At 62.3% G+C, this 23,661-nt stretch carries 20 protein-coding genes and 1 pseudogene; 7 read left to right on the top strand and 14 right to left on the bottom strand.

Annotated elements, in window-relative coordinates; all coding sequences use genetic code 11:
- Positions 1-3: 3 nt before the first annotated feature.
- A complete protein-coding gene (locus tag A0O30_RS17615) occupies positions 4-1,257 on the bottom strand; it encodes a serine hydroxymethyltransferase (protein ID WP_003255681.1) in 1,254 nt (417 codons plus the stop codon).
- 337 nt (positions 1,258-1,594) lie between these two features.
- Here A0O30_RS17615 and A0O30_RS17625 point away from each other — a divergent pair, with 337 nt between their 5' ends.
- Positions 1,595-2,635: a low specificity L-threonine aldolase gene (locus A0O30_RS17625; protein ID WP_105947338.1), complete on the top strand. Its 1,041-nt coding sequence runs from the start codon at positions 1,595-1,597 to the stop codon at positions 2,633-2,635.
- A gap of 105 nt (positions 2,636-2,740) precedes the next feature.
- Here the strand turns inward: A0O30_RS17625 and A0O30_RS28225 are convergent, their stop codons facing one another.
- The 4 genes and pseudogenes from A0O30_RS28225 to A0O30_RS17645 form a co-directional block, all read right to left on the bottom strand.
- Positions 2,741-3,478, bottom strand: a complete 738-nt coding sequence (locus A0O30_RS28225; protein ID WP_371921628.1) for a methyl-accepting chemotaxis protein — start codon at positions 3,476-3,478, stop codon at positions 2,741-2,743.
- 126 nt (positions 3,479-3,604) lie between these two features.
- Positions 3,605-4,678 (bottom strand): annotated as a pseudogene (gene mcpH / locus A0O30_RS28230) (methyl-accepting chemotaxis protein McpH); the annotation flags it as partial.
- Positions 4,679-4,874: 196 nt separating this feature from the next.
- Positions 4,875-5,177, bottom strand: a complete 303-nt coding sequence (locus tag A0O30_RS17640) for a cell division protein ZapA (protein WP_060499136.1) — start codon at positions 5,175-5,177, stop codon at positions 4,875-4,877.
- A complete protein-coding gene (locus A0O30_RS17645; RefSeq protein ID WP_105947341.1) occupies positions 5,174-5,398 on the bottom strand; it encodes a hypothetical protein in 225 nt (74 codons plus the stop codon). The genes A0O30_RS17640 and A0O30_RS17645 overlap by 4 nt, the downstream gene beginning before the upstream one ends.
- A gap of 275 nt (positions 5,399-5,673) precedes the next feature.
- On the opposite strand from A0O30_RS17645, the gene A0O30_RS17650 reads away from it, so the two are divergent.
- A complete protein-coding gene (locus A0O30_RS17650; protein ID WP_105947342.1) occupies positions 5,674-7,299 on the top strand; it encodes a methyl-accepting chemotaxis protein in 1,626 nt (541 codons plus the stop codon).
- Positions 7,300-7,437: 138 nt separating this feature from the next.
- On the opposite strand, the gene gbcB is transcribed toward A0O30_RS17650, so the two are convergent.
- The gene (gene gbcB, locus A0O30_RS17655) at positions 7,438-8,538 is read right to left on the bottom strand and encodes a glycine-betaine demethylase subunit GbcB (RefSeq protein ID WP_105947343.1); all 1,101 of its coding nucleotides are present in this window, start codon (positions 8,536-8,538) and stop codon (positions 7,438-7,440) included.
- Between the two features lie 294 nt (positions 8,539-8,832).
- On the opposite strand from gbcB, the gene gbcA reads away from it, so the two are divergent.
- Positions 8,833-10,125: a glycine-betaine demethylase subunit GbcA gene (gene gbcA / locus A0O30_RS17665; RefSeq protein WP_105947345.1), complete on the top strand. Its 1,293-nt coding sequence runs from the start codon at positions 8,833-8,835 to the stop codon at positions 10,123-10,125.
- A 51-nt stretch (positions 10,126-10,176) separates the two neighbouring features.
- Here the strand turns inward: gbcA and A0O30_RS28235 are convergent, their stop codons facing one another.
- Positions 10,177-10,989 carry an RHS repeat-associated core domain-containing protein gene (locus A0O30_RS28235; protein ID WP_105947346.1) on the bottom strand — a complete coding sequence of 271 codons (813 nt, stop codon included), beginning with the start codon at positions 10,987-10,989 and terminating at the stop codon, positions 10,177-10,179.
- 612 nt (positions 10,990-11,601) lie between these two features.
- Between A0O30_RS28235 and A0O30_RS17675 the strand changes: the two genes are divergently transcribed.
- Entirely contained in the window at positions 11,602-11,811 is a 210-nt protein-coding gene (locus tag A0O30_RS17675; RefSeq protein ID WP_019096467.1) for a cold shock domain-containing protein, read from the top strand.
- 111 nt (positions 11,812-11,922) lie between these two features.
- Here the strand turns inward: A0O30_RS17675 and A0O30_RS17680 are convergent, their stop codons facing one another.
- The 6 genes from A0O30_RS17680 to A0O30_RS17710 all read right to left on the bottom strand — a co-directional run bounded on the left by A0O30_RS17680 (position 11,923) and on the right by A0O30_RS17710 (position 19,759).
- On the bottom strand, positions 11,923-12,693 hold the full coding sequence (locus A0O30_RS17680) for an electron transfer flavoprotein subunit beta (protein ID WP_105947347.1): 771 nt from the start codon (positions 12,691-12,693) through the stop codon (positions 11,923-11,925).
- Between the two features lie 10 nt (positions 12,694-12,703).
- Positions 12,704-13,936 carry an electron transfer flavoprotein subunit alpha/FixB family protein gene (locus A0O30_RS17685; protein WP_016714515.1) on the bottom strand — a complete coding sequence of 411 codons (1,233 nt, stop codon included), beginning with the start codon at positions 13,934-13,936 and terminating at the stop codon, positions 12,704-12,706.
- Positions 13,936-15,888: a dimethylglycine demethylation protein DgcB gene (dgcB, locus tag A0O30_RS17690; RefSeq protein ID WP_105947348.1), complete on the bottom strand. Its 1,953-nt coding sequence runs from the start codon at positions 15,886-15,888 to the stop codon at positions 13,936-13,938. The genes A0O30_RS17685 and dgcB overlap by 1 nt, the downstream gene beginning before the upstream one ends.
- A 210-nt stretch (positions 15,889-16,098) precedes the next feature.
- Positions 16,099-18,159: a dimethylglycine demethylation protein DgcA gene (gene dgcA / locus A0O30_RS17700; RefSeq protein WP_019096852.1), complete on the bottom strand. Its 2,061-nt coding sequence runs from the start codon at positions 18,157-18,159 to the stop codon at positions 16,099-16,101.
- A 15-nt stretch (positions 18,160-18,174) separates the two neighbouring features.
- Complete coding sequence (locus A0O30_RS17705; protein WP_008091518.1) at positions 18,175-18,705, bottom strand: DUF5943 domain-containing protein; 531 nt, start codon at positions 18,703-18,705, stop codon at positions 18,175-18,177.
- A gap of 76 nt (positions 18,706-18,781) precedes the next feature.
- Positions 18,782-19,759, bottom strand: coding sequence for a dipeptidase (locus A0O30_RS17710; protein WP_003257506.1), 978 nt, complete (start codon positions 19,757-19,759; stop codon positions 18,782-18,784).
- 285 nt (positions 19,760-20,044) lie between these two features.
- On the opposite strand from A0O30_RS17710, the gene A0O30_RS17715 reads away from it, so the two are divergent.
- Complete coding sequence (locus tag A0O30_RS17715) at positions 20,045-20,446, top strand: lysozyme inhibitor LprI family protein (protein ID WP_019096853.1); 402 nt, start codon at positions 20,045-20,047, stop codon at positions 20,444-20,446.
- A gap of 170 nt (positions 20,447-20,616) precedes the next feature.
- Here A0O30_RS17715 and A0O30_RS17720 read toward each other — a convergent pair whose 3' ends face one another.
- Positions 20,617-21,561, bottom strand: coding sequence for a GlxA family transcriptional regulator (locus A0O30_RS17720; RefSeq protein ID WP_105947349.1), 945 nt, complete (start codon positions 21,559-21,561; stop codon positions 20,617-20,619).
- Between the two features lie 147 nt (positions 21,562-21,708).
- Here A0O30_RS17720 and choX point away from each other — a divergent pair, with 147 nt between their 5' ends.
- Both choX and A0O30_RS17730 read left to right on the top strand, forming a co-directional pair.
- Positions 21,709-22,653: a choline ABC transporter substrate-binding protein gene (gene choX, locus A0O30_RS17725; RefSeq protein WP_105947350.1), complete on the top strand. Its 945-nt coding sequence runs from the start codon at positions 21,709-21,711 to the stop codon at positions 22,651-22,653.
- 122 nt (positions 22,654-22,775) lie between these two features.
- A complete protein-coding gene (locus tag A0O30_RS17730; RefSeq protein ID WP_105947351.1) occupies positions 22,776-23,660 on the top strand; it encodes a 3-keto-5-aminohexanoate cleavage protein in 885 nt (294 codons plus the stop codon).
- Position 23,661 lies beyond the last annotated feature (1 nt).

Here is a 23,661-nt window from a genome sequence, read left to right on the forward strand (position 1 = left end):
CACTCAGCGGTAAACAGGGAAGTCGGCGCACAGGGCAGCGACGTTCTTCGCCACATCGGCTTCGACGTCTGCGTCACCGAGGTTGTCGAGGATGTCGCAGATCCAGCCGGCCAGGGCCACGCACTGGGCAACCTTGAAGCCACGGGTGGTGACGGCCGGGGTACCGATGCGCAGGCCCGAGGTGACGAACGGCGACTGCGGGTCGTTCGGCACGGCGTTCTTGTTGACGGTGATGTGCGCGCGGCCCAGGGCGGCGTCGGCATCTTTACCCGTCAGGCCCTGACGGATCAGGCTGACCAGGAACAGGTGGTTATCGGTGCCACCGGATACCACGTCGTAGCCACGGTCGATGAACACTTGGGCCATGGCCTGGGCGTTTTCGATCACTTGTTGCTGGTAGGCCTTGAAGCCTGGCTCCAGCGCTTCCTTGAAGCACACGGCCTTGGCGGCGATCACGTGCATCAGCGGGCCGCCTTGGGCGCCCGGGAATACGGCGGCGTTCAGCTTTTTCTCGATCTCTTCGTTCGACTTGGCCAGGATCAGGCCGCCACGTGGGCCGCGCAGGGTCTTGTGGGTGGTGGTGGTCACCACGTCGGCGAACGGGATCGGGTTCGGGTACAGGCCAGCAGCAACCAGGCCGGCAACGTGGGCCATGTCGACGAACAGCAGCGCACCGACCTTGTCGGCGATGGCGCGGAAGCGTGGGAAGTCGAGGGTTTTGGAGTAGGCCGAGAAGCCGGCAACGATCATTTTCGGCTTGTGCTCGACGGCCAGGCGCTCGACTTCGTCGTAGTCGATCAGGCCGGTGTTGGTGTCGATGCCGTACTGAACAGCGTTGTACAGCTTGCCCGAGGACGACACTTTGGCGCCGTGGGTCAGGTGGCCGCCGTGGGCCAGGCTCATGCCGAGGATGGTGTCACCGGCCTGCAGCAGGGCCAGGTAGACAGCGCCGTTGGCCGACGAGCCGGAGTGCGGCTGGACGTTGGCATAGTCGGCGCCGAACAGCTGCTTGGCGCGCTCGATGGCCAGGGCTTCTACCTTGTCCACGTGCTCGCAGCCACCGTAGTAGCGCTTGCCCGGGTAGCCTTCGGCGTACTTGTTGGTCAGGCCGCTGCCTTGGGCCTGCATGACGCGCTTGCTGGTGTAGTTCTCCGAGGCGATCAGCTCGATGTGATCTTCCTGGCGCTGTTCTTCGGCATTCATCGCCGCCAGCAGTGCGTCGTCGTAACCCTGGATCTGGTCTTGCTTGCTGAACATCGTGTATCTCCCGGCAGCGATCGTTTTTTGTCGTGGGGCACTGTGGCCCTTTGTGGCGATGTTATGACTGGTCGGGGCGGGTCAGATGCCTGCGCACGCCTTGCAATGGCGCGTTTACGACATTCGTTGCGGCGTTGGCTTCTTCGCGGGCACGCCCGCTCCCACAGGAATTTGCACAGGCCCATGGTTCCTGGCCTGCGCGGTCCTTGTGGGAGCGGGCGTGCCCGCGAAGAGGCCGGTACAGACAGCACAGCCATCAGCCTATGCACCGCTTGTATAGGCAACTGCTGAATCGATGGTTTAGAGTGCTGTTCTGCGTCGTTCACAGGACCGTGTCATGACAGATAAGAGCCAACAATTCGCCAGCGACAACTATTCCGGCATCTGCCCCGAAGCCTGGGCAGCAATGGAAAAGGCCAACCACGGCCACGACCGCGCCTACGGCGACGACCAGTGGACCGAGCGCGCCTCGGAATACTTCCGCAACCTGTTCGAAACCGACTGCGAAGTGTTCTTCGCCTTCAACGGTACCGCTGCCAACTCCCTGGCCCTGGCCTCGCTGTGCCAGAGCTACCACAGCGTCATCTGCTCCGAGACCGCCCACGTCGAGACCGACGAATGCGGTGCGCCGGAGTTCTTCTCCAACGGTTCCAAGCTGCTGACGGCGGCCAGCGTCAACGGCAAGCTGACGCCGGAATCCATCCGCGAAGTGGCGCTCAAGCGCCAGGACATCCACTACCCAAAACCACGGGTGGTCACCATCACACAGGCCACCGAAGTAGGCACCGTTTATCGCCCAGATGAGCTCAGAGCGATCAGCGCCACCTGCAAGGAGCTGGGCCTCAACCTGCACATGGACGGCGCGCGCTTTACCAATGCCTGCGCGTTTCTCGGCTGCAGCCCGGCCGAACTGACTTGGAAGGCCGGTGTAGATGTGCTGTGCTTTGGCGGCACCAAGAACGGCATGGCCGTGGGTGAGGCGATCCTGTTCTTCAACCGCCAGCTGGCCGAAGACTTCGACTACCGCTGCAAGCAGGCCGGGCAACTGGCCTCGAAGATGCGCTTCCTGTCGGCACCGTGGGTGGGCCTGCTGGAAGATGGCGCCTGGTTGCGCCATGGCAATCACGCCAACCATTGCGCGCAGTTGCTGGCGTCGTTGGTGAGTGACTTGCCGGGTGTGGAACTGATGTTCCCGGTGGAGGCCAACGGGGTGTTCCTGCAAATGCCGGAGCCTGCGATTGAAGCACTGCGGGGCAAGGGGTGGCGGTTCTATACCTTTATTGGTAGCGGCGGGGCGCGGTTCATGTGTTCTTGGGATACCGAGGAAGAGCGGGTGCGTGAGCTGGCTGCGGATATCCGCAGCATCATCACCGCCTGACAGGCCGCATTCGCGGGCATGCCCGCTCCCACAGGATTACAGCGCCTTCAAACGCTGTGCAGTACCTGTGGGAGCGGGCAAGCCCGCGAAGAAGCCAACACCGATCTAGAGTTTGAACCCACCCATCTGCCGAGCCAGGTCATCCGCCAAGCCGCGCAACGCCTGGCATTCTTCCCGACATCCCTGCACTTCGGCCGCCGTCTCCCGCGCCAAGTCGGAAATCCCCTGCACTGTCCGGTTGATTTCCTCAGTCACCGCTGACTGCTCTTCCGTCGCCGTAGCCACCTGATGGTTCATATCGCTGATGTGCTCCACCTGATCGGTAATCGCCCCCAGCGACGCCCCGGTGCGCTGGCTCGATTCCACGCCACTGCCAGTCGCCTGCTGCCCCGCCTGCATCGAGCTCACCGCCGAACCCGCGCCCTGCTTCAGGCGCTGGATCATCTGCTGCACTTCATCGGTGGACAGCTGTGTTCGCCGGGCCAACGTACGCACCTCATCGGCCACCACGGCAAACCCACGCCCCATCTCCCCTGCCCTTGCGGCCTCGATGGCAGCGTTCAACGCCAGCAAATTGGTTTGTTCAGAAATGCTACGGATTACCGCGAGCACTTCATCGATCGAGGCGACTTCATCGGCCAACTGGCTGACGGCATCGGCGGCTTTGCCGATGTCGCCCGACATGCCCTCGATACCACGAATCGAGCGTTGCACCACCTCACGCGCCTGCAAGGCCTCGTCCCGTGCCGACTGCGAGGCCTGCGCCGCATCACCGGCATTGCGGGCTATGTCCTGCACGGTCAGGCCCATCTCGTGTACAGCGGTGGCGACCATCTCGGTCATTTCCTGCTGCCGTCCGGAACGCTCGGCGGTGTTGTCCACCACCTGAGTCACCTGCTCAACCGCCCGGTGCAGGCGTTCGGAAGTTTGCAACACCTCACCAATCAGGCTGCGCTGGCTGTCGAGGAAGCGGTTGAAGCCACGCGCCAGGTCACCCAGTTCGTCCTGGCGCGTGTCATCCAGACGATGACTGAGGTCGCCCCCACCACTGCCGATTTGCACCAGTGCAGCGGTAACGCGGCGGATCGGCCGCACCAGGCCACGCGCCAGTAGCACCACCAACAGCAGCGAAACCAACGCTACAGCACCACCGATCAGACTGGTCAGCCAGACGGCCTGGTGCATTTGCGCGTAGATTTCCGACTCTGGCACTTCGGCCACCAGGGTCCAGTTGAGGTCGCGCAGGGGCAAACCAAGCGCCAGGTAGCGTTCGCCGTCACGGCTGAAGCGGCTGCTGCGCAGGCCTTCGCTTCCCGTCATGACACCCTTGGCTGCGTCCGCGCCAAGCTGCTCGGCAAGCTGGCGCTTGCCACTGAAGGCAGCGTCCGGATGCACCTGGATCAAGCCATCGTTACGCACCAGAAATACTTTGCCGTGTTCGCCGAAACTGAAGTCGTGAATCAGCTTCGACAGCTCGGTCATGCGCAGGCCCATGCCGGCCACGCCCACCAGTTGGCCGTGCTTTTCCACGCGGTAGTCGATGAACAACGCCAGCTCGCCAGTGGCGCCGTCGATGTCGATGTTGATGAGCCGCTCGGCGCCGCTGTCGATGTAGCCGTAAAACCATTTGTCCTTGGGGTTGCTGCGGCTGAGGGTGCGGTCCAGGCCATTCTCGTTGTAATAGTGGCCGGTTTCGGTCGAGGCAAACAGGGTGGTGAAAGCCTTGTTGCGCTGCTTGGCGGCGGCCAGGTATTCGATGAATTGCGGGGCCTGGGCGGGGTCTTCGCCAGCAGCCAGCCAGTCGCGCAGCAGGGTGTTGCCGGCAATGTCTGCAGCAGCTACCAGCGGCTGGCCGAGCATGCGCTCGATGTCATTGCGGATGGCCTCGATGCTGGCCGGCAGCGCAGTGTCGACCAGGTAGCGATCGGTGAGGCGATTGAGCGCCACGGTGAAAATGATGACCACCACCAGGATGCTGGCCAGCAGGGCGGCGCCCATGCTGGTGATCAACTGCCACTGGATGCTTTTACGCCAGATACGCATGCCCCTACTCCCCGCACATTATTGTTTTGCGAGAAGTGTATACACTTGCGTATCCAGTTAATCCAGTGATCTAGAACAACAACACAGATCCTGTGGGAGCGGGCGTGCCCGCGAAGAACACGACGCGGTGTCTGGCACCGGCTGCGCCGGTGTTCGCGGGCGCGCCCGCTCCCACAGGGGGCTCGGCATCAAGCCGTCATTGCTCGGCAATGGTCCGCACGATGGCGTCCACCGTGGCGTCGATCTGCGCCTGGGTACGTGCCAGGGTTTGCTGGTGTTCTTTCTGCAGTTCAACCTGCCTGGAGCACAGGTTAAGGGCAGCCAGCACCAGCAGTTTGTCACCGATCAGGGTCGGGTACTGACGCTTGGTCTCGTTCAGGGCGGTGTTGAGCATCCGCACCGCCTGAGCCAGGGTTTCTTCCTGGCCCTCTGGCGCCTTGATCGAATAGTCGATGCCGAGAATCGACACGACATTGACCGGCTGCTCGTGCAATCTCATGCGCCGACAGCGCTGGCGCGCTCAACCAGGGCCTGCAGGCGGGCGGCGGTGGTGCCGTTCTTCTCTTCCTGCTCCATCAGCGACAGCTGCAGGGTTTCGTTCTCTTCCTTGGCCTGTGCCAATTGCGTGCCGAGGGTAGCGTTCTGCTCGGTGAGTTGAGCGTTTTTCTGCATCAGGTCGCTGACCAGTTGCTCGATTTGATTCAGGGAAGCTTCCAGCATGGGTCTATCTCAGGTTGTTGCGAGGGGCGCACACGATAAAGAAAAGTGCCGCCCATCGCCATTAAATATCGGATTCATAAGGTGTCTAACCCGCAGATTGACAGGGTAAGCACCCCCTTGTTCCGACTTGGGTCAACCGCCGGTCAGGAAAAGGTTAGCCACCTCACAAATTTTGCGGGTCGCACTCAAGACTGATCAGTCACGACCGATAGCCAGACAAGTCTTGTTTTGTCGCACCTTGCGCACCTTTTCCCCTTGCCTGGACCCTCCCCTCCATGTCTCTACGCAACATGAACATCGCCCCGCGCGCGCTGCTCGGCTTCGCGCTTATCGGCCTGCTGATGCTTGGCCTTGGCATCTTCTCGCTGGTACAGATGGGCAACATCCGCCAGGCCGGCGTGGCCATCGAACAGGTCAGCGTGCCCAGCATCAAGATCCTCGACGAGCTCACCGCGCTGAACCTGCGCATGCGCACCCTCTCCTACCGCCTGCTGCTCAACCGCGAGCCGGACACCCAGCGCGACACCCTCAACCTGCTGGACCAGCGCAACAGCCAGATAGACCGCGCACGCCAGGCCTACCTGCCCATGATCGGCGCCGCCGACGAACAGGCCGCGTTCGACCAGTATGGCCAGTTGCTCAACCAGTACCGCCAGCTGGAGTCACGCATGCGCACCCTGAGCCAGGCCGACCGCCTGGACGAGCTGCGCGACCTGCTGAACCGTGATCTGCTGGCCAACTCCGAGCAGATCAACAAGGTCATGGACACCCTGGTGCGCATCAACACAGACCAGACCCGCGCCACCAACGAGAAGGCTGCCAACCAGTATGCTGCGGCCTTCGCCCTGGTGATCGGCCTGCTGGTGGCCGCTACCGTGCTGACCTTCGCCTGCGCCTTCCTGCTGACCCGCAGCATCGTCAAGCCGATCGAAGAAGCGCTCAAGAGCGCCGAACAGGTCGCCGACGGTGACCTGACCCACATCATCCGCGCCGAAGGCACCGACGAAGCCGCCCGCCTGCTGCGCGCCATGGCCCGCATGCAGGACAAGCTGCGCGACACCCTGCAGCAGATTGCCGGCTCGGCCACGCAACTGGCCTCGGCAGCCGAAGAGCTGAATGCCGTCACCGACGAAAGTGCCCGTGGCTTGCAACAGCAGAACAACGAAATCGAACAGGCCGCCACAGCCGTTACTGAAATGACCAGCGCTGTCGAAGAAGTGGCGCGCAATGCCGTGAGCACTTCTGAAGCGTCCAGTGAAGCCAGCCGCTCCACCGGCGACGGTCGTGACCTGGTGATGGAAACCGTGGGTGCCATCGAGCGCATGAGCGGTGATGTGCAAGCCACTGCCAAACTGATTACCCACCTGGCCGAACAGTCGCGTGACATCGGCAAGGTACTCGACGTGATCCGTGGCCTGGCAGATCAGACCAACCTGCTGGCGCTGAACGCCGCCATCGAAGCAGCGCGAGCCGGTGAGGCGGGCCGTGGTTTTGCCGTGGTGGCGGACGAAGTGCGTGCTCTGGCCCATCGCACCCAGCAGTCGACCAGCGAAATCGAGCGCATGATCGGCAGCATCCAGGGCGGTACGGAAGAAGCGGTGGAGTCGATGCGCACCAGCACCGAACGCGCCGAATCCACCCTGAACATCGCCCGTGGTGCGGGCATGGCGCTGGATACCATTGCCGGGGCGGTGGCGCAGATCAACGAGCGTAACCTGGTGATTGCCAGCGCGGCGGAAGAACAGGCGCAGGTGGCGCGGGAAGTGGACCGCAACCTGGTAAACATCAATGACCTGTCGGTGCAGAGTGCTACCGGGGCGCATCAGACCAGTGCGGCGAGTGCCGAGTTGTCGCGCCTTGCCGTGGACCTCAATGGCCTTGTAGCCCGGTTCCGTACTTGAAACAGTTGGGGCCGCTTTGCGGCCCATCGCCGGCAAGCCAGCTCCCACACCGACCGCGCACCTTTTCTGGGTTGTGCAGTACCTGTGGGAGCTGGCTTGCCGGCGATGGGCTGCAAAGCAGCCCCCTGTAATTCCGGATCAGTAATCGATCCGCACATCCCCTTTCGGCACACTGCAGCACGACAGGATGTAACCCTCGGCTTCGTCCTCTTCGGTAATGCCGCCGTTGTGCTCCATCTCCACCTCACCGCCCAGCTTGAGCACCTTGCAGGTGCCGCAAATGCCCATGCCGCAGGCTTTCGGGATCATCAAGCCAACCTTGGCCGCCGCCGCATGCACGGTCTCGCCCGGGGCGACGCGGATGCTCTTCTCGCTGCCGATGAACTCCACCAGGTTGAGGTCGGAAACATCCAGCTCCGGTGCATCGGCCGCCTGCTCGGCGTGCTCCACTGCATCGGCCTTGGCCTCGGCCGGTGTCGCGCCGAACGACTCCTCGTGGTAGTTCTTCATGTCGAAGCCGACCGCTTCGAGCATGCGCTTGACCGCCGTCATGTAGGGCGTCGGGCCGCAGCAGAACACCACGCGGTCCATGTAATCCGGGGCAATCAGCTCCATCAGGCGCTGGTTGAGATAGCCGCGATACCCCGCCCACGGCTCGCCCAGGCCATGCTTCTCGCAAATGATGTGCAGGCTGAAGTTGGGGATGCGTGACGCCATCTGCTCCAGTTCGCGGTGGTAGATGATGTCCTTCGGCGAGCGGGCGCTGTGTACGAACACCATGTCGACGTTGGCGTTGGTGTCGTAGAACCAGCGCGCCATCGACATGACCGGGGTAATGCCCACGCCACCCGACAGGTACAACACCTTGCCTGCCGGGAAGTCGATGGCGTTGAACAACCCCACCGGCCCGTGCACCGGCAGCTCGGCACCTTCGTGCATGGTGTCGTGCAGGAAGTTGGACACCAGCCCGCCCGGTACACGCTTGACGGTGATCGAGAAGCTGTAGGGCACCGACGGTGAACTGGAGATGGTGTAGGAGCGCATCACCGGCTTGCCTTCGATCTCTAGCTCCAGGGTGACGAACTGCCCGGGTTTGAAGAAGAACATGATCGGCTGATCGGCCATGAAGCAGAAAGTGCGCACGTCCCAGGTCTCCTGGATGACCTTGACGCAGCGCACGATGTGGCGGCCGTTGGCCCAGGTCTGGGTGGTGACCGGATTGAGGAAGGTATCGGACATGTTCATCTCCAGCAGCCGACTATTGGGCTTTTTATGGCTTGGATAATGCGCAAGCCGAAGGCGATGCACATTCCTGCCAGCGACATCGGCGTGCTTATCGCGACCAGCCCCGCGCTACAAGGGCTGTGGCGTCGTTATTCACATCGGCCATGTCGCCCATGGATACGGTTCGCGGCGGCTTCGGACGCACACTCCACGGCAAATAAACAAGCTGTTTCTTGAAGACAGCCTTGCGGCACCACAACAACGATTAGCCACCTTTTGCCGGCCGCACACGGCCCCGAGGAATACACGATGGACGTCACCGCAACCCTGAGCCTGGGCGATCCACTGGAACCTGCACGCAAGGCTACCGCCGAGATGCTGCAGACCCGCGAGCGAACCTACTCGCTGCCCCAGCCTTTCTACACCGACGAGCGTCTGTTCCAGATCGACATGCAGGAGATCTTCCAGAAAGAATGGCTGATCGCCGGCATGACTTGCGAAATTCCGGCGAAAGGCAACTACATCACCCTGCAGATCGGCAACAACCCGATCCTGGTGGTGCGCGGTGCCGAAGGTAAGGTGCACGCCTTCCATAACGTCTGCCGCCACCGCGGTTCGCGCCTGTGCGTCAGCGACAAAGGCAAGGTGGCCAAGCTGGTGTGCCACTACCACCAGTGGACCTACGAGCTGGACGGCCGCCTGCTGTTCGCCGGCACCGAAATGGGCGCCGACTTCGACATGAAGCAGTACGGCCTGAAGCCGGTAAACGTGAAAGTGGCCGGTGGCTACATCTTCATCAGCCTGGCGGAAAACCCGCCTGCCATCGACGAGTTCCTGGCCACCCTGGAACACTACATGGAACCGTACGACATGGAGAACACCAAGGTGGCGGTGCAAACCACCTTGATGGAAAAGGCCAACTGGAAGCTGGTGCTGGAAAACAACCGCGAGTGCTACCACTGCAGCGGTTCGCACCCGGAGCTGCTGCAAACCCTGCTGGAGTGGGACGATACCAACGACCCGCGTGCCAGCCAGGAATTCAAGGACCACGTGGCCGCCTCGGCCGCCGCCTGGGAAGCCGAGAAAATCCCGTACCTGCACAAGAGCCACGGCCTGCGTAACCGCATCGTGCGCATGCCGCTGCTCAAGGGCACTGTGTCGATGACCATGGACGGCAAGCAGGCCTGCCAGAAGCTGATGGGCCGCATCAAGAACCCCGACCTGGGCTCGATGCGTATCCTGCACCTGCCGCACTCGTGGAACCACTGCATGGGCGACCACATGATCGTCTTCACCGTGTGGCCGATCAGCGCTCAAGAGACCATGGTCACCACCAAGTGGCTGGTGCACAAGGACGCCGTGGAAGGCGTGGACTACGACCCGGAGCGTATGCGCAAGGTGTGGGACGCCACCAACGACCAGGACCGCCGTCTGGCGGAAGAGAACCAGCGTGGGATCAACTCCACAGCGTACCAGCCAGGGCCTTATTCGAAGACCTATGAGTTTGGCGTGGTGAACTTCATCGACTGGTACAGCGGGCGGATGCTGAACAACCTAGGGGCGGAGCCGGCGCCGTATTTGAAAGAAGTGCAGGCGCAGTAAGCGCAAACCCCGCCAACGCACGCATGTGCTACGGCGGGGCTCTCCAACGCTTTATAAGCGCGTGTCATCGATACCGGCCTCAACATCAACTCCCCTACGACGCCCCCGCACCATCGCGACAAGCCCCCTGACAGCGCCCGATACGGCTGTGCTCACGGCTTGGCCGACTTGCTGCATCCCTTGCCACATATAGCTCAAGCCGTATGCATCCAGCACAGCGTCAGCAACTAATCGCCCTCTAGGCATGCCGCGCACCCCCGCACGACGCCACTCATGCCTGGCATTCATGGGTAGGGCTGCGAATCCCAAGAAACCACCCCCTGAACGGCCAAGATCCGCCCCATTCATAACCGGCTGAATGGTTCTCATCGACCCTGGGTTGAAGGTTTCCGCAAGATTCGGTCCACGAAGCAATACCGATGTAGTGTAGGCGTATGTATCGACGACATTAGCCCCAGCGACCACTGCCGGATGCAAGCTGGGTAAAGATGGCTCGGCAACGCCATTGGGAAGTGGAACATTGTTGATCCTGGCTCTCATACGCGAGACAACCATATTGCTTACGCCTGCCAGGGCACTTGAGCCGAAAAACACATGCGTCAAAGCCGTGATCCAAGACCGGCCCGACTCATCGGTTCGGTTCACCGGATCACCGCCACAATAGGCATAGGCATTGATGCCTCCGCGGTTAAAAGGACTAAGGCTGTCGGGACTCTGGAACCGCATTAGCATAGGGTTGTAGTGGCGATAACCATTTCCCAGCGGGTAACTGCCCAAAAGCTGATCAGGGCGTTGTCCGCAAAAAGCCAACACTGATATTGGGCGTCCTGCAACAACGCCGTAAGGTGAGTAAGCTCGTGCCATGGTTATCCACAAATCCTTCAAAGCTTTCCACTACCCTAGCCGCAATAGGCTGGGTTACGTACTAGCAGAAATATCAGGTGGCAGCTGATCATTTTTTAATCACTCTGCGCAAAGCCCCGATTTTTCTTGGCTACAGAAAAGTCATTACATCTTGTCCACAGAGAAACCAACAGAGTTTGTGGGCAATAGACAAAACGCAGCCATCGTCCTGTGGATAAGCGATTCAAGGCCCAGAAAACAAGCGCTGAAGTCGATTTCAGACTGATTTGATTGATTTTTGATCGATCAGGTTAAGGCCTTTAACAGCGAGGGCTACAGCCGCTATCAAACAGATTATCCACAGACCGGCTAACAGCGATTGTGGGCAAAACCTGGCAGGTGACTGCGTGGCTGCATCAGGCTATGCCAGTTGAAAGCTGATCATTTTATGATCTAAGTTCTGCAAGTGCCGTGACATAAGGCTTACAGCCATGCGCCAACACTTTATCCACACCTTGGCGAACAGATTCCGTGGGCAAAACAAACGTGTACCTGATATTTCTGCCAGTTTCGCCAAATCCAGCGATGTGATTGGGTAATGGCCACTACTTTGGCATTACCCAGGAGTGACTTATGCACAGCCGCCAGGAAGGCACTGTGAAGTGGTTCGATGAAAAGCGGGGGATTGGGGTTATCAGCGCCGAAGGGCGGCGCAGGGATTACCTGGTTTTGCGCTGCGCCGCAGTGAATGTGGTGTTATCGAAGGGGGAACGGGTGTTATTCGAGCCAGTGAGCGAGGCGCTAGGCTGTTGGGCGTTCAATGTGGCCAAGGCACATCATTAGCCTGTCAGGCCCAATCGCCGGCAAGCCAGCTCCCACAGGTATTGCACAGGGCCCGAAGGCAGTAGTAATCCTGTGAGAGCCGGCTTGCCGGCGATGAGGCCAGCTCGGGCTTCAGCGCAGCACACCTTCTTCTACCAACAGCTTGAGAATGGCCTCGGCACCTTCCTGTGGCGAAACATCCTTCAGCACCTTGCCACCACCACCACTGGCCTTGGCCGTCGCTGCCTTCATCCGGTCGGCACCGCTCTTGGCCTTGATCACCTTCAACCGCTTGGGCCGTGGCCGGGCCGGTTGCAGCTCGGCTTCGGCCAGCAGCTCGTCTTCGATAATGGCCACGTTACGTGCCGCCAAAACTCCCCGTCTCGCCGGCCCGAAGGCACTTTGGCGCGGCTTGGGCGCCGCGTTATCCACAGTCGCCAGCAACGGCAGGCGCACTTTCAGCCGGCGCCGCTGACCCCGCGGCAGAGCCTGCAAGACCTGGGCGGTGCCATTGTCGATCGACTCTACCTCGGCCAACCCCACAATCAACGGCCACCCGAGCTTTTCCGCCAGCAGGAACGGCAACATGCCTGAACCCTCGCCCGTTTCAGCCTGGCTACCGGTCAGCACCAGCTGTGCCCCGGCGTCGCGCAGGTAGTCCCCCAGCACGCCCAGCACATCGGCGCCAGCCGGCTGCTCCAGCACGTCCAGGTGGTCCAGGCCCATGCCCAGATAAGCGCGCAGGGCCTCTTCGCGCGGGTCGCCGGCATGCACCACCTGCAAGTTATCCCCAGCCAGCTGCAATCCCAACTCCACAGCGCGGGCATCCTGCTCGGCGCGGCGGGCGCGGCCGGAGCTTGGGTGGGCACCGATGGAAACCAGGCTGATCACTTTCGTACTCATGCTCGTGCCCTTATGCCGCGTCGCGCTGGCCGCCGCTGCGGAAGTTGTCCACAGCCTCGATCAGTGCCTTGAGAATCGCCGAGCTGTCGCCAATCACCGACAGGTCGGCCCGTTTGATCATGTCGCAGCCAGGGTCCATGTTGATCGCCACCACCTTGTCGCAGGCGCCAATGCCCTGCAGGTGCTGGATCGCGCCCGAGATACCCACAGCCACGTAGACCCGTGCGGTCACCCAGGTACCGGTAGCACCCACCTGGCGGTTGCGCGGCATGAAGCCGTCGTCCACCGCCACCCGCGAGGCGCCTTCGGTGGCGCCCAAGGCTGCGGTAGCCTTGTGGTACAAATCCCAGTCCTTGACCCCGTTGCCGCCCGAGACGATGAACTCGGCCTCAGCCATGGCAATGGTGGCCGGGTCCACGGCCACCGAGCCGAGGTCTTCGATACGCGACAGGCTGCGCGCCACGCTTGTGGACAACTCCACCGGCAGCGCTTCGTGACGGGTTTCGCTGACCGGTTCGGCGCACTCGGCTGCGGCCAGGATCAAGCGTGGCACGGCGCGCTGCAGGTCTTGCTGGCCGGCACCGGCACGGCCGATGCACTGGCCGTCCTTGACCTGCCACACCCGCGTCGCCGGGCGTTCGCCCAGTGCCGCGCCCAGGCGCCGGCCCAGCTCCCCGCCACCGGTGCGGCTGTCAGGCAGCAGCCAGTGGCGCGGGGTGAACTGGTTATCCACAGCCCGCAAGCCCTGCACCAGTTGCTCCGGTGCATAACCCTCGAATGCTTCGCCTTCGATGACCAGCAGGCGGTCGACGCCGGCTGTGGAAAAGTTGCTTTCCTTGTGTTCGTTGAACACCACCGCCAACACCGCACCATCGCTGCCAGCCAGGCTGTGGGCCAGGCCGAGCAGGTCGCGGTCGTGGCTGCTGAGGCGGCCACCGACCATGTCGGGCACCACGGCAATGTAGAACGCCGGCGCCGGCACCTGATGCAGCGGCAATTTGACCTCGGCCGCCGCCGTGCGCCGCCCGCCCACACCGGTACCCTGCTGGGCGCCGCTGCGGTCGATGCGCTTGATGCCGGCCGGGCCGATGAAGCCTGCGGCAATCGCATGGGGGTTCTTGCGGATGAGGCCGTTCGGCCCCATCCAGCTGGTCTGTTGGGTCTGCATGGCCGCGTGCAGCGGGTGCAGGCGGTTACGGGCGATCCACTCGGCGCGTGGGTCGCGGCGGATAATGTCGCTCATCAGTGCACCTCCGCAGGTTCACGTTTAGCCGTTTGCGGCTTTGGGGCAGTGGGTGCGTCCTCTTCGATCAGCACGTCGGCCACCAGCTCGGCCAGGTCCTTGATCTGTGGGCGCGGTTCGACCACACCTTCGAGCATGGCGGTACATTGCGGGCAACCCACGGCCACCAGCTCGGCCTCGGTTTCGCGAATGTCGTCCATGCGCATATCGGGGATACGCTGCTTGCCCGGGATGTCGGTGATCGGCGCACCGCCACCACCGCCGCAGCAACGGGAACGGAAGCCAGAACGTTGCATCTCGCGCACTTCGATACCCAACGCCTTGAGCACTTCACGCGGGGCTTCGTACTCGCCGTTGTAACGGCCCAGGTAGCACGGGTCGTGATAAGTGACGCTGCCGCCCTTGTGCTGTCCAAGGTTGAGCTTGTTGGCCGCGATCAGTTCGGCGATGTAGGTGCTGTGGTGCTGCACCTGGTATTCGCCGCCCAAGGCGCCGTATTCGTTCTTCAGCACATGGAAGCTGTGCGGGTCGCAGGTGACGATGCGCTGGAACTTGTACTTGGCCAGGGTCTGGATATTGCGTTTGGCCAGTTGCTGGAAGGTCGCTTCATCGCCCAGACGGCGGGCGACGTCGCCGCTGTCGCGTTCTTCCAGGCCGAGCACGGCAAAGTCCACGCCCGAAGCCTTGAGGACTTTGACAAACGAACGCAGGGTGCGCTGGTTGCGCATGTCGAAGGCACCATCGCCGACCCAGAACAGCACTTCGGTGGTTTTCACCTCGGACAACAGCTTCAGGTTGAGGTCGGCCGCCCAGTTCATGCGCCCGCCAGGGGCGAAGCCGCCAGGGTTGTCGGTGGCAATCAGGTTGTCCAGCACCTCGGCGCCCTTGTTCGGGGTAGCGCCCTTTTCCAGGGTGAGGTGGCGGCGCATGTCGACGATGGCATCGACGTGCTCGATCATCATCGGGCATTCCTCGACGCAGGCACGGCAAGTGGTGCAGGACCACAGCGTTTCAGCATCGACCAGGCCATTGACGATAGGCTGGTGCGGGTGACCGCCGTGCTCGCCAATCGGTTTACCCGGGTACGGGCTGCCGGCGAACTGGGCGTCGGTGCCACCAGCCAGGCCAATGACCATGTCCTGGATGAGCTTTTTCGGGTTCAGCGGCTGGCCAGCGGCAAACGCCGGGCACATGGCCTCACATTTACCGCACTGCACACAGGCGTCGAAGCCCAGCAGTTGGTTCCAGGTGAAATCTGCCGGTTTTTCCACGCCCAGCGGCGCGTTCGGGTCTTCCAGGTCCAGCGGCTTGAGGCCGGTGGAACGGCCTCCCCCGAAACGTTCGGCGCGACGGTGCCAGGCCAGGTGCAGGGCACCGGCGAAGGCGTGTTTCATCGGGCCGCCCCAGGTCATGCCGAAGAACAGCTCCGACACGCCCCACAGCACGCCCAGGCCAAGGACGCCGACCATCACCCAGCCGCCGGTGTTGGCAGGCAGGATGCCGGCAACCGGCAAGGTGGCGATGAAGAAGCTCACGGCGAACGCCATCAGGCTCTTCGGCAGACGCATCCACGGGCCCTTGGACAGGCGCGAGGGTGGGTTGAGGCGGCGTTTGAAGACGAAGATGGCGCCGCTGAACATGATTACGGTGGCCACCAGCAACGCGTAGCCGAGGATTTTGCTTTGCAAGCCAAAGCCGTGCACCAGGATGGCCAGCACGGCCGACAGCACAAAGCCGCCCGCGGTGGCCACGTGGGTCTTGGACATGTACTTGTCGCGCTCGACCACATGGTGCAAGTCCACCAGATAGCGGCGCGGCATGGCCAGCAGGCCGCCGATCAGGTTGACCTTGCTTGGCCGGCCACGCCGCCACATGCGCACCCGGCGCAGGGCGCCGAGCACTGCCAGGCCAAGGGCAGCGAACAGCAGGATGGGTAGAAGGGTGTTCAACATGGGAGGCTCCCATAACAGCTGGATTCTTGCGCCACCTCAAGAGCGGCGCGGACCCCTTGTGGGAGCGGCCTTGTGTCGCGAAAGGGCTGCGAAGCAGCCCCGGCAATTTCTGCTGCGAAGCTGAAAACCTGGGGCCGCTTCGCGACCCTTTCGCGACACAAGGCCGCTCCCACAAGGGGGGCCAGTCCCGCCTCTAGAGAGGCGGTGCGATCAGAAGTCCTTGCACAGGCGCAAGGCGTCGTAGATCGCCGCATGCACGTTGCGCTGGGCCACGCAGTCGCCGATGCGATACAGCAGGTAGCCTTCGCCCGGCTGGCTGAGAATCGGCTGTGGCTTGATGGCGAACAGCGCCTCCACGTCGATCTGGCCTTTGTTGCGCGAACCTTCCTTCAGGGCGTAATACAGCTGCTCGTCAGGGCGCACGCCGTTCTCCACCACCACCTGGTCGACCACACGCTCTTCCTTGGCGCCGGTGTATTCGTTCTCCAGCACCGCCACCAGCTTGTCGCCTTCGCGGTAGACCTTTTCCAGCATCATGTCGCCGGTCATGATCACTTCTTTGGGGTACATGCTGCGGTAGTAGGTCGGGAAGGTAGTACCGCCCATGGCCACGCCCGGCTTGATGTCGTCGGTGACGATTTCCACCTGGCTGCCCTTGTCAGCGATGAAGTCGGCCACCGACATGCCGGTGAATTCGCAGATGGTGTCGTACACCAGCACGTTCTTGCCCGGCGCAACCTTGCCGTCGAGCACGTCCCAGCTGCTGACCACCAGCCCTTCGGCAGCGCCCCAGTGTTCGTTCTGCTCCAGGAACGAGTGCCCGCCTACGGCCAGCACGATCACGTCCGGGCGCAGGTCCTGGATGGTGGCCACGTCAGCGGCGGTGCCCAGGCGCAGGTCGACTTTCAAACGCGCCAGCTCCAACTGGTACCAGCGGGTGATACCGGCAATCTGGTCACGCTGAGGTGCCTTGGCGGCGATGGTGATCTGCCCGCCAATCTGGTCTTTCTTCTCGAACAGGGTCACGTCGTGGCCACGTTCGGCCGCTACACGAGCAGCTTCCATACCGGCAGGGCCGGCGCCTACCACCACCACCTTGCGCTTCACGCCGGTGGTTTTCTCGATGATGTGCGGCACGCCCATGTATTCACGGGAGGTCGCGGCGTTCTGGATGCACAGCACATCCAGGCCCTGGTACTGGCGGTCGATGCAGTAGTTGGCACCGACGCACTGCTTGATCTGGTCGATCTGGCCCATCTTGATCTTGGCGATCAGGTGCGGGTCGGCCATGTGCGCACGGGTCATGCCGACCATGTCCACGTAGCCGCCTTCAAGGATGCGTGTGGCCTGGTTCGGGTCCTTGATGTTCTGCGCGTGCAGCACCGGTACCTTGACCACTTCCTTGATACCCGCCGCCAGGTGCAGGAACGGCTCCGGCGGGTAGCTCATGTTAGGGATGACGTTGGCCAGGGTGTTGTGGGTGTCGCAACCCGAGCCGACCACGCCGATGAAGTCGAGCATGCCGGTGGCGTCGTAGTACGCGGCGATCTGCTTCATGTCTTCATGGCTGAGGCCATCGGGGTGGAACTCGTCACCGCAGATACGCATGCCCACGCAGAAGTCGTCACCGACCTCGGCGCGTACGGCCTTGAGCACTTCCAGGCCGAACTTCATGCGGCCTTCGAAGGTGCCGCCCCATTCGTCGGTACGCTTGTTGACGCGCGGGCTCCAGAACTGGTCGATCATGTGCTGGTGCACCGCCGACAGTTCCACGCCGTCGAGGCCGCCTTCTTTGGCGCGACGTGCCGCTTGCGCGTAGTTGCCGATCACCCGCCAGATCTCTTCCACCTCGATGGTTTTGCAGGTGGCGCGGTGCACGGGTTCACGGATACCCGACGGCGACATCAGGGTCGGCCAGTTGAAGCCATCCCAGCGCGAGCGACGGCCCATGTGGGTAATCTGGATCATGATCTTGGCGCCATGCTTGTGCATGGCGTCGGCCAGGTTCTGGAAGTGCGGGATGATGCGGTCGGTCGACAGGTTGACCGACGCCCACCATTCCTGCGGGCTGTCGATGGCCACCACGGACGAGCCGCCGCAGATCGCCAGGCCGATGCCGCCCTTGGCCTTTTCTTCGTAGTACTTCACGTAGCGGTCGGTCGTCATGCCGCCGTCAGTGGCGTAGACCTCGGCGTGCGCGGTGCTGAGCACGCGGTTGCGGATGGTCAGTTTGCCGATCTGGATCGGCTGGAACATTGCTTCGAATGCCATGACGCTATCTCCGGCTTACAACGGCTTTGTAACGAACAGGCCATCTTCGTGGCCTTCTTCCGACCCGCCGTAGACCTGCTCGGCCACGGTGCGGATCTTGCTGCCGCGGGCAGCGAGAATCTGGTCCATGGCGCCGGCGAACCAGCCGGTGAACATGTAGTCGACCTTGCGGCCGCACTTGCCATAGACGTACACGAACGCAGAGTGCTTGAGCTTGACGCTGCAAGTGCCCTTGTCCAGGTCGATATCCTGGATTTCGAACAGGCCCCAGCCACGCTGGCTCAGGCGCTTCATGTAGTGCTCGAACACCGCCACGCCTTCCAGGCCATGGCATTCGGCTTCTTTTTCACACCAGTGCCAGGCGGACTTGTAGCCGGCCTTGTAGAGGATTTCGGCGTAGGCGTCGGCGCCCAGCACTTCCTCGATGCCGATGTGGTTGTTGACGAAGAAATGGCGCGGCACGTACAGCATCGGCAGGGCGTCGCTGGTCCAGACACCGGTCTCGCTGTCGACTTCGATTGGCAATTGCGGGGCGATCTTGGCCATGGAAACTCAACTCCATAAAATTTTTATGTGGGTGCCCCGGCGTTGCTGGCAGGGGCTATCAGGCTTGGAGAGCGGCTTACTCGCCCCAGACGTCCTTGAGGACGTTGACCCAGTTCTCGCCCATGATCTTGCGTACCACGCGCTCGGAATGGCCGCGCTTGAGCAGGGTTTCGGTGAGGTTGGGGAACTCGCCGACAGTGCGGATGCCGAGCGGGTTGATGATCTTGCCGAAGTTGGTCAGGCGACGGGCGTAGCCCTTGTCGTGGGTCAGGTACTCGAAGAAGTCCTGGCCGTGGCCCTGGGTGAAGTCGGTACCGATACCGATGGCGTCTTCACCAACGATGTTCATGGTGTACTCGATGGCTTCGGCGTAGTCATCGATGGTGGAGTCGATACCCTTGGCCAGGAACGGCGCGAACATGGTCACGCCAACGAAGCCGCCGTGGTCGGCGATGAACTTCAGCTCTTCGTCCGACTTGTTGCGCGGGTGCTCCTTCAGGCCCGAGGGCAGGCAGTGGGAGTAGCACACCGGCTTTTTCGATTCGAGGATGACTTCTTCAGAGGTTTTGGAGCCCACGTGGGACAGGTCGCACATGATGCCGACGCGGTTCATTTCCGCCACGATTTCGCGACCGAAGCCCGACAGGCCGCCGTCACGCTCGTAGCAACCGGTACCTACCAGGTTCTGGGTGTTGTAGCACATCTGCACGATGCCCACGCCCAGCTGCTTGAACACGTCCACGTAGGCGATCTGGTCTTCGAAGGCATGGGCGTTCTGGAAACCGAAGAGGATGCCGGTCTTGCCCAGCTCCTTGGCCTTGCGGATGTCGGCGGTGGTGCGCACCGGCATCACCAGGTCGCTGTTGTCGCGGATCAGCTTCTGGCTGGCAGCGATGTTGTCGACGGTTGCCTTGAAGCCTTCCCAGACCGACACCGTGCAGTTGGCCGCAGTCAGCCCGCCTTTGCGCATGTCTTCGAACAGCTCGCGGTTCCACTTGGCAATGATCAGGCCGTCGATGACGATGCTGTCGGCGTGAAGTTCGGCTGGGCTCATCAGGCTGTCCCCTTTTATTGAGTTGGGCTGCGCCAAACCTTCTGCCGGCGCTTTGGGGCCAGCATATGCCTGTGCCCAATGACGCCCCGATGCAAAAACGACAGGGGGTTTGCCGAAAGCGTCAATGCGCGACAACACGCCCTCTGGCATGCGGCGTGGCGATGAGAGACAGTCTCGATAACGACGTTTCTGGCCGTTTTATGAACATTTCGTCAGAGAGCTACCGCCTTGCCTTCGGCTGAGCGAGAATCCCTGCGATTCGTCAGCCTGTTGAGGAGAAAACGGATGAAATCATTGGCATGGCTGGTACTGCTGGCTGTCGTGTCGGGCGCCCAGGCCGGCGAAGAAGAAAGCACCCCGTGCGACAACGTCGAGACCGACCAGCAGACCTACGCGTGCGCTGCGTTCAACAAGCAGACTGCCGAGCGTGAGCTGAAGTCGGCTTACGATGACTTGATTCAGCGTATTCGCGACCAATATGCCGATGAGGGCGACCAGGCCACCGCGCTGGTCGGGCGTATGGATGCGGCCGAGAAGCTGTGGACACAGCTGCGCGATGCGGATTGCAAGGTTGAGACCTATGCCGAGAAGCCCGGGAGCAAGGCGTTTCAGGCGGCCTGGGACACCTGCGTGGCGCAGCGCAGTGATGACCGGTCGGAGTATTTGCAGTCCATTGGTCAACAGTGAAATCCTGCTTTCCTGTACTGGCCCTATCGCCGGCAAGCCAGCTCCCACAGGTGCCCCACAGCTTTTGAGTATTGTGCAAGCCAGCTCCTTCAGGTGCTGCTCAGGTCTTGAGTTCTGTGGAGTACCTGTGGGAGCTGGCTTGCCGGTGATGGGGCCGGTACAGGAGAACATCACACAGCCCTGGCCAACCTGTCTTCTCGTGGGCAACGCTGGTACCGCGCCCGATAGCAGCGGGTAAAGTACGAAGCCGACTCAAACCCGCACGCCACCCCCACCTCCAGCACACTCATGTCGGTCTGACGCAACAACTGCCGCGCCTTGTCCAGCCGCAGTCGCAAATAGAACCCGCTTGGCGTGTCATCCAGGTGCACCCGAAACAGCCGCTCCAGCTGCCGCCGGGTCACCTGCACCGCCTCGGCCAGCACCTGGGTATTGAGCGGCTGTTCGGTGTTGCGCTCCATTTCACCAATCACCTTCACCAGCTTCTTGTTGCTGATGCCATAGCGGCTGGCGATCTGCATGCGCTGGTGGTCCTGTCGCTGACGGATACGCCCGAGCACGAACTGCTCCGACACCTGCACCGCCAACTCACTGCCATGGGCTTGTGCAATCAGGTCGAGCATCAGGTCGATCGAGGCAGTGCCACCCGCGCAGGTGATGCGCCGCCGGTCGATCTCGAACAACTCCTGGGTCGCCTGCAAGCTTGGGTAGTTTTCCTTGAACGCTTCCAGCGCCTCCCAATGCACGGTGGCGCGGTGGCCGTCGAGCAAGCCGGCCTCGGCCAATACGACGGCGCCGGTATCGATGCCACCCAGAATCACCCCGTCATGGTCCAGGCGCCGCAGCGCCTGCTGCAGTGTCGGCCCATAGCAGGCCAGGGGGTCGAAGCCAGCCACAATCAGCAAAATGCCGGCTGGCTCCCCCGCCGCCAACGCCGCATCGGCGTTCACCGACATGCCGTTGCTGGCCTGCACCGCCCCACCATCCAGGCTCAACACCTGCCAGCGATACGAAGGCCCCTTGAAGCGGTTGGCTACCCGCAATGGCTCCAGGGCACTGATGAAGCCCATGGCCGAAAAACCGGGTAACAGCAGGAAGTGAATGATTTGCGGCATTGCATGCTCCACGGCAAAGGTGGTCGCCTCCGTGCAACTGTTGGTCGCCAGGGTGCGATTTTTCACCCTGCCAGCAGCGTAGCGTGTTCACACGGCCCAGAGAGGTCGGAACCCCATAACAATATGCACTGCCGATGGAGAGCCACCATGCACAGCTTGATCCGCCGCAGCCTGTTGACCCTTGCCCTGAGCAGCATCGCCACCTCCCCGCTTTACGCCGCCGAACCTGCGGCCTGCAAGAACGTCCGCCTGGGCGTGGTCAACTGGACCGACGTCATCGCCACCAGCGCCATGGCCCAGGTGCTGCTCGATGGCCTGGGCTACCAGACCAAACAGACCAGCGCCTCGCAGCAGATCATCTTCGCCGGCATCCGCGACAAACGCCTGGACATGTTCCTGGGTTACTGGAACCCGATCATGACCCAGACCATCACGCCGTTCATCGACGCCAACCAGGTCAAGGTACTGGAGAAACCAAGCCTGGAGGATGCCCGCGCCACCCTGGCCGTGCCGAAATACCTCTACGACAAGGGTTTGAAGACCTTCGCCGACATCCATAAGTTCGAGAAAGAGCTGGGCGGCAAGATCTATGGCATCGAACCGGGCTCCGGCGCCAACACCCAGATCAAGGCAATGATCACCAAGAACCAGTTCGACCTGGGCAAGTTCCAGCTGGTCGAGTCCAGCGAGGCTGGCATGCTCGCCGCTGTCGACCGCGCCGTGCGGCGCAAGGAAGCCGTGGTGTTCTTCGGCTGGGCACCGCACCCGATGAACGTGAACATCGACATGGCCTACCTGGGTGATAGCCAGGATGCGCTCGGCCCTGACGAAGGCCGCGCCACGGTGTGGACAGTAACCGCACCGGACTACGCCGAACGCTGCCCCAACGCCCACCGCCTGCTGGCCAACCTGAACTTCAGCGCCGAGGACGAGAGCCGCATGATGCAGCCGCTGCTCGACCACAAGGACGCGCTGGAATCGGCCCGCCAGTGGCTGAAAGACCATCCCGAGGACAAGGCCCGCTGGCTGGAAGGTGTGACCACCTTCGATGGCAAGCCGGCTGCGGACAACCTCAAGCTCACTGCCAACTGACTGGGCCCTTTCGCGGGCACGCCCGCTCCCACAGGTACAGCTCCACACTCAGGATCACATTGATCCTGTGGGAGCGGGCATGCCCGCGAAAAGCCAAACACAGACACCACAAGGAACACACCATGAACCACGACGTCATCATCACCTGCGCCCTCACCGGCGCCGGCGACACCGCCTCGAAAAGCCACCTTGTTCCAGTCACCCCCAAGCAGATTGCTGAAGCCGCAGTAGAAGCCGCCAAAGCCGGCGCCACCGTAGTCCACTGCCACGTCCGCGACCCGCAAACCGGCCGTTTCAGCCGCGACGTGGCGCTGTACCGCGAAGTGATGGAACGCATCCGCGAAGCCGACGTGGACATCATCGTCAACCTTACCGCCGGCATGGGTGGCGACCTGGAAATCGGCCCCGGCGAAACGCCGCTGGAGTTCGGCCAGGGCACCGACCTGATCGGCCCACTGGAACGCCTGGCGCATGTCGAGGCCCTGCTGCCGGAAATCTGCACCCTCGACTGCGGCACGCTCAACTTCGGCGACGGCAACTCGATCTACGTTTCCACCCCGGCGCAACTGCGCGCTGGCGCCAAACGCATCACCGAACTTGGCGTGAAAGCCGAACTGGAAATTTTCGACACCGGCCACCTGTGGTTCGCCAAGCAAATGATGAAGGAAGGCTTGCTGGACGACCCGCTGTTCCAGCTGTGCCTGGGCATCCCGTGGGGCGCCCCGGCCGACACCACCACCATGAAAGCCATGGTCGACAACCTGCCAGCCAACGTCACCTGGGCCGGCTTCGGCATCGGCCGCATGCAAATGCCGATGGCGGCGCAAGCGATACTGCTGGGCGGTAACGTACGGGTGGGCCTGGAAGACAACCTGTATCTGGACCGTGGCGTACTGGCCAGCAACGGCCAGTTGGTCGAACGCGCCGTGGAGATCATCTCGCGCCTAGGCGCCCGTGTACTGACCCCAGCCGAAGGCCGGGAAAAAATGAACCTCAAGCGCCGCTGAA

It is taken from the genome of Pseudomonas sp. LLC-1, from assembly GCF_002992185.1.
Lineage (GTDB): Bacteria > Pseudomonadota > Gammaproteobacteria > Pseudomonadales > Pseudomonadaceae > Aquipseudomonas > Aquipseudomonas monteilii.

What these genes read in the sequence shown, in the direction of transcription:
- A0O30_RS17615 (WP_003255681.1), bottom strand. Translation starts at nt 1,257, where the DNA reads ATGTTCAGCAAGCAAGACCAGATCCAGGGTTACGACGACGCACTGCTG.
- A0O30_RS17625 (WP_105947338.1), top strand. Translation starts at nt 1,595, where the DNA reads ATGACAGATAAGAGCCAACAATTCGCCAGCGACAACTATTCCGGCATC.
- A0O30_RS28225 (WP_371921628.1), bottom strand. Translation starts at nt 3,478, where the DNA reads ATGACCGAGATGGTCGCCACCGCTGTACACGAGATGGGCCTGACCGTG.
- A0O30_RS17640 (WP_060499136.1), bottom strand. Translation starts at nt 5,177, where the DNA reads ATGAGATTGCACGAGCAGCCGGTCAATGTCGTGTCGATTCTCGGCATC.
- A0O30_RS17645 (WP_105947341.1), bottom strand. Translation starts at nt 5,398, where the DNA reads ATGCTGGAAGCTTCCCTGAATCAAATCGAGCAACTGGTCAGCGACCTG.
- A0O30_RS17650 (WP_105947342.1), top strand. Translation starts at nt 5,674, where the DNA reads ATGTCTCTACGCAACATGAACATCGCCCCGCGCGCGCTGCTCGGCTTC.
- gbcB (WP_105947343.1), bottom strand. Translation starts at nt 8,538, where the DNA reads ATGTCCGATACCTTCCTCAATCCGGTCACCACCCAGACCTGGGCCAAC.
- gbcA (WP_105947345.1), top strand. Translation starts at nt 8,833, where the DNA reads ATGGACGTCACCGCAACCCTGAGCCTGGGCGATCCACTGGAACCTGCA.
- A0O30_RS28235 (WP_105947346.1), bottom strand. Translation starts at nt 10,989, where the DNA reads ATGGCACGAGCTTACTCACCTTACGGCGTTGTTGCAGGACGCCCAATA.
- A0O30_RS17675 (WP_019096467.1), top strand. Translation starts at nt 11,602, where the DNA reads ATGCACAGCCGCCAGGAAGGCACTGTGAAGTGGTTCGATGAAAAGCGG.
- A0O30_RS17680 (WP_105947347.1), bottom strand. Translation starts at nt 12,693, where the DNA reads ATGAGTACGAAAGTGATCAGCCTGGTTTCCATCGGTGCCCACCCAAGC.
- A0O30_RS17685 (WP_016714515.1), bottom strand. Translation starts at nt 13,936, where the DNA reads ATGAGCGACATTATCCGCCGCGACCCACGCGCCGAGTGGATCGCCCGT.
- dgcB (WP_105947348.1), bottom strand. Translation starts at nt 15,888, where the DNA reads ATGTTGAACACCCTTCTACCCATCCTGCTGTTCGCTGCCCTTGGCCTG.
- dgcA (WP_019096852.1), bottom strand. Translation starts at nt 18,159, where the DNA reads ATGGCATTCGAAGCAATGTTCCAGCCGATCCAGATCGGCAAACTGACC.
- A0O30_RS17705 (WP_008091518.1), bottom strand. Translation starts at nt 18,705, where the DNA reads ATGGCCAAGATCGCCCCGCAATTGCCAATCGAAGTCGACAGCGAGACC.
- A0O30_RS17710 (WP_003257506.1), bottom strand. Translation starts at nt 19,759, where the DNA reads ATGAGCCCAGCCGAACTTCACGCCGACAGCATCGTCATCGACGGCCTG.
- A0O30_RS17715 (WP_019096853.1), top strand. Translation starts at nt 20,045, where the DNA reads ATGAAATCATTGGCATGGCTGGTACTGCTGGCTGTCGTGTCGGGCGCC.
- A0O30_RS17720 (WP_105947349.1), bottom strand. Translation starts at nt 21,561, where the DNA reads ATGCCGCAAATCATTCACTTCCTGCTGTTACCCGGTTTTTCGGCCATG.
- choX (WP_105947350.1), top strand. Translation starts at nt 21,709, where the DNA reads ATGCACAGCTTGATCCGCCGCAGCCTGTTGACCCTTGCCCTGAGCAGC.
- A0O30_RS17730 (WP_105947351.1), top strand. Translation starts at nt 22,776, where the DNA reads ATGAACCACGACGTCATCATCACCTGCGCCCTCACCGGCGCCGGCGAC.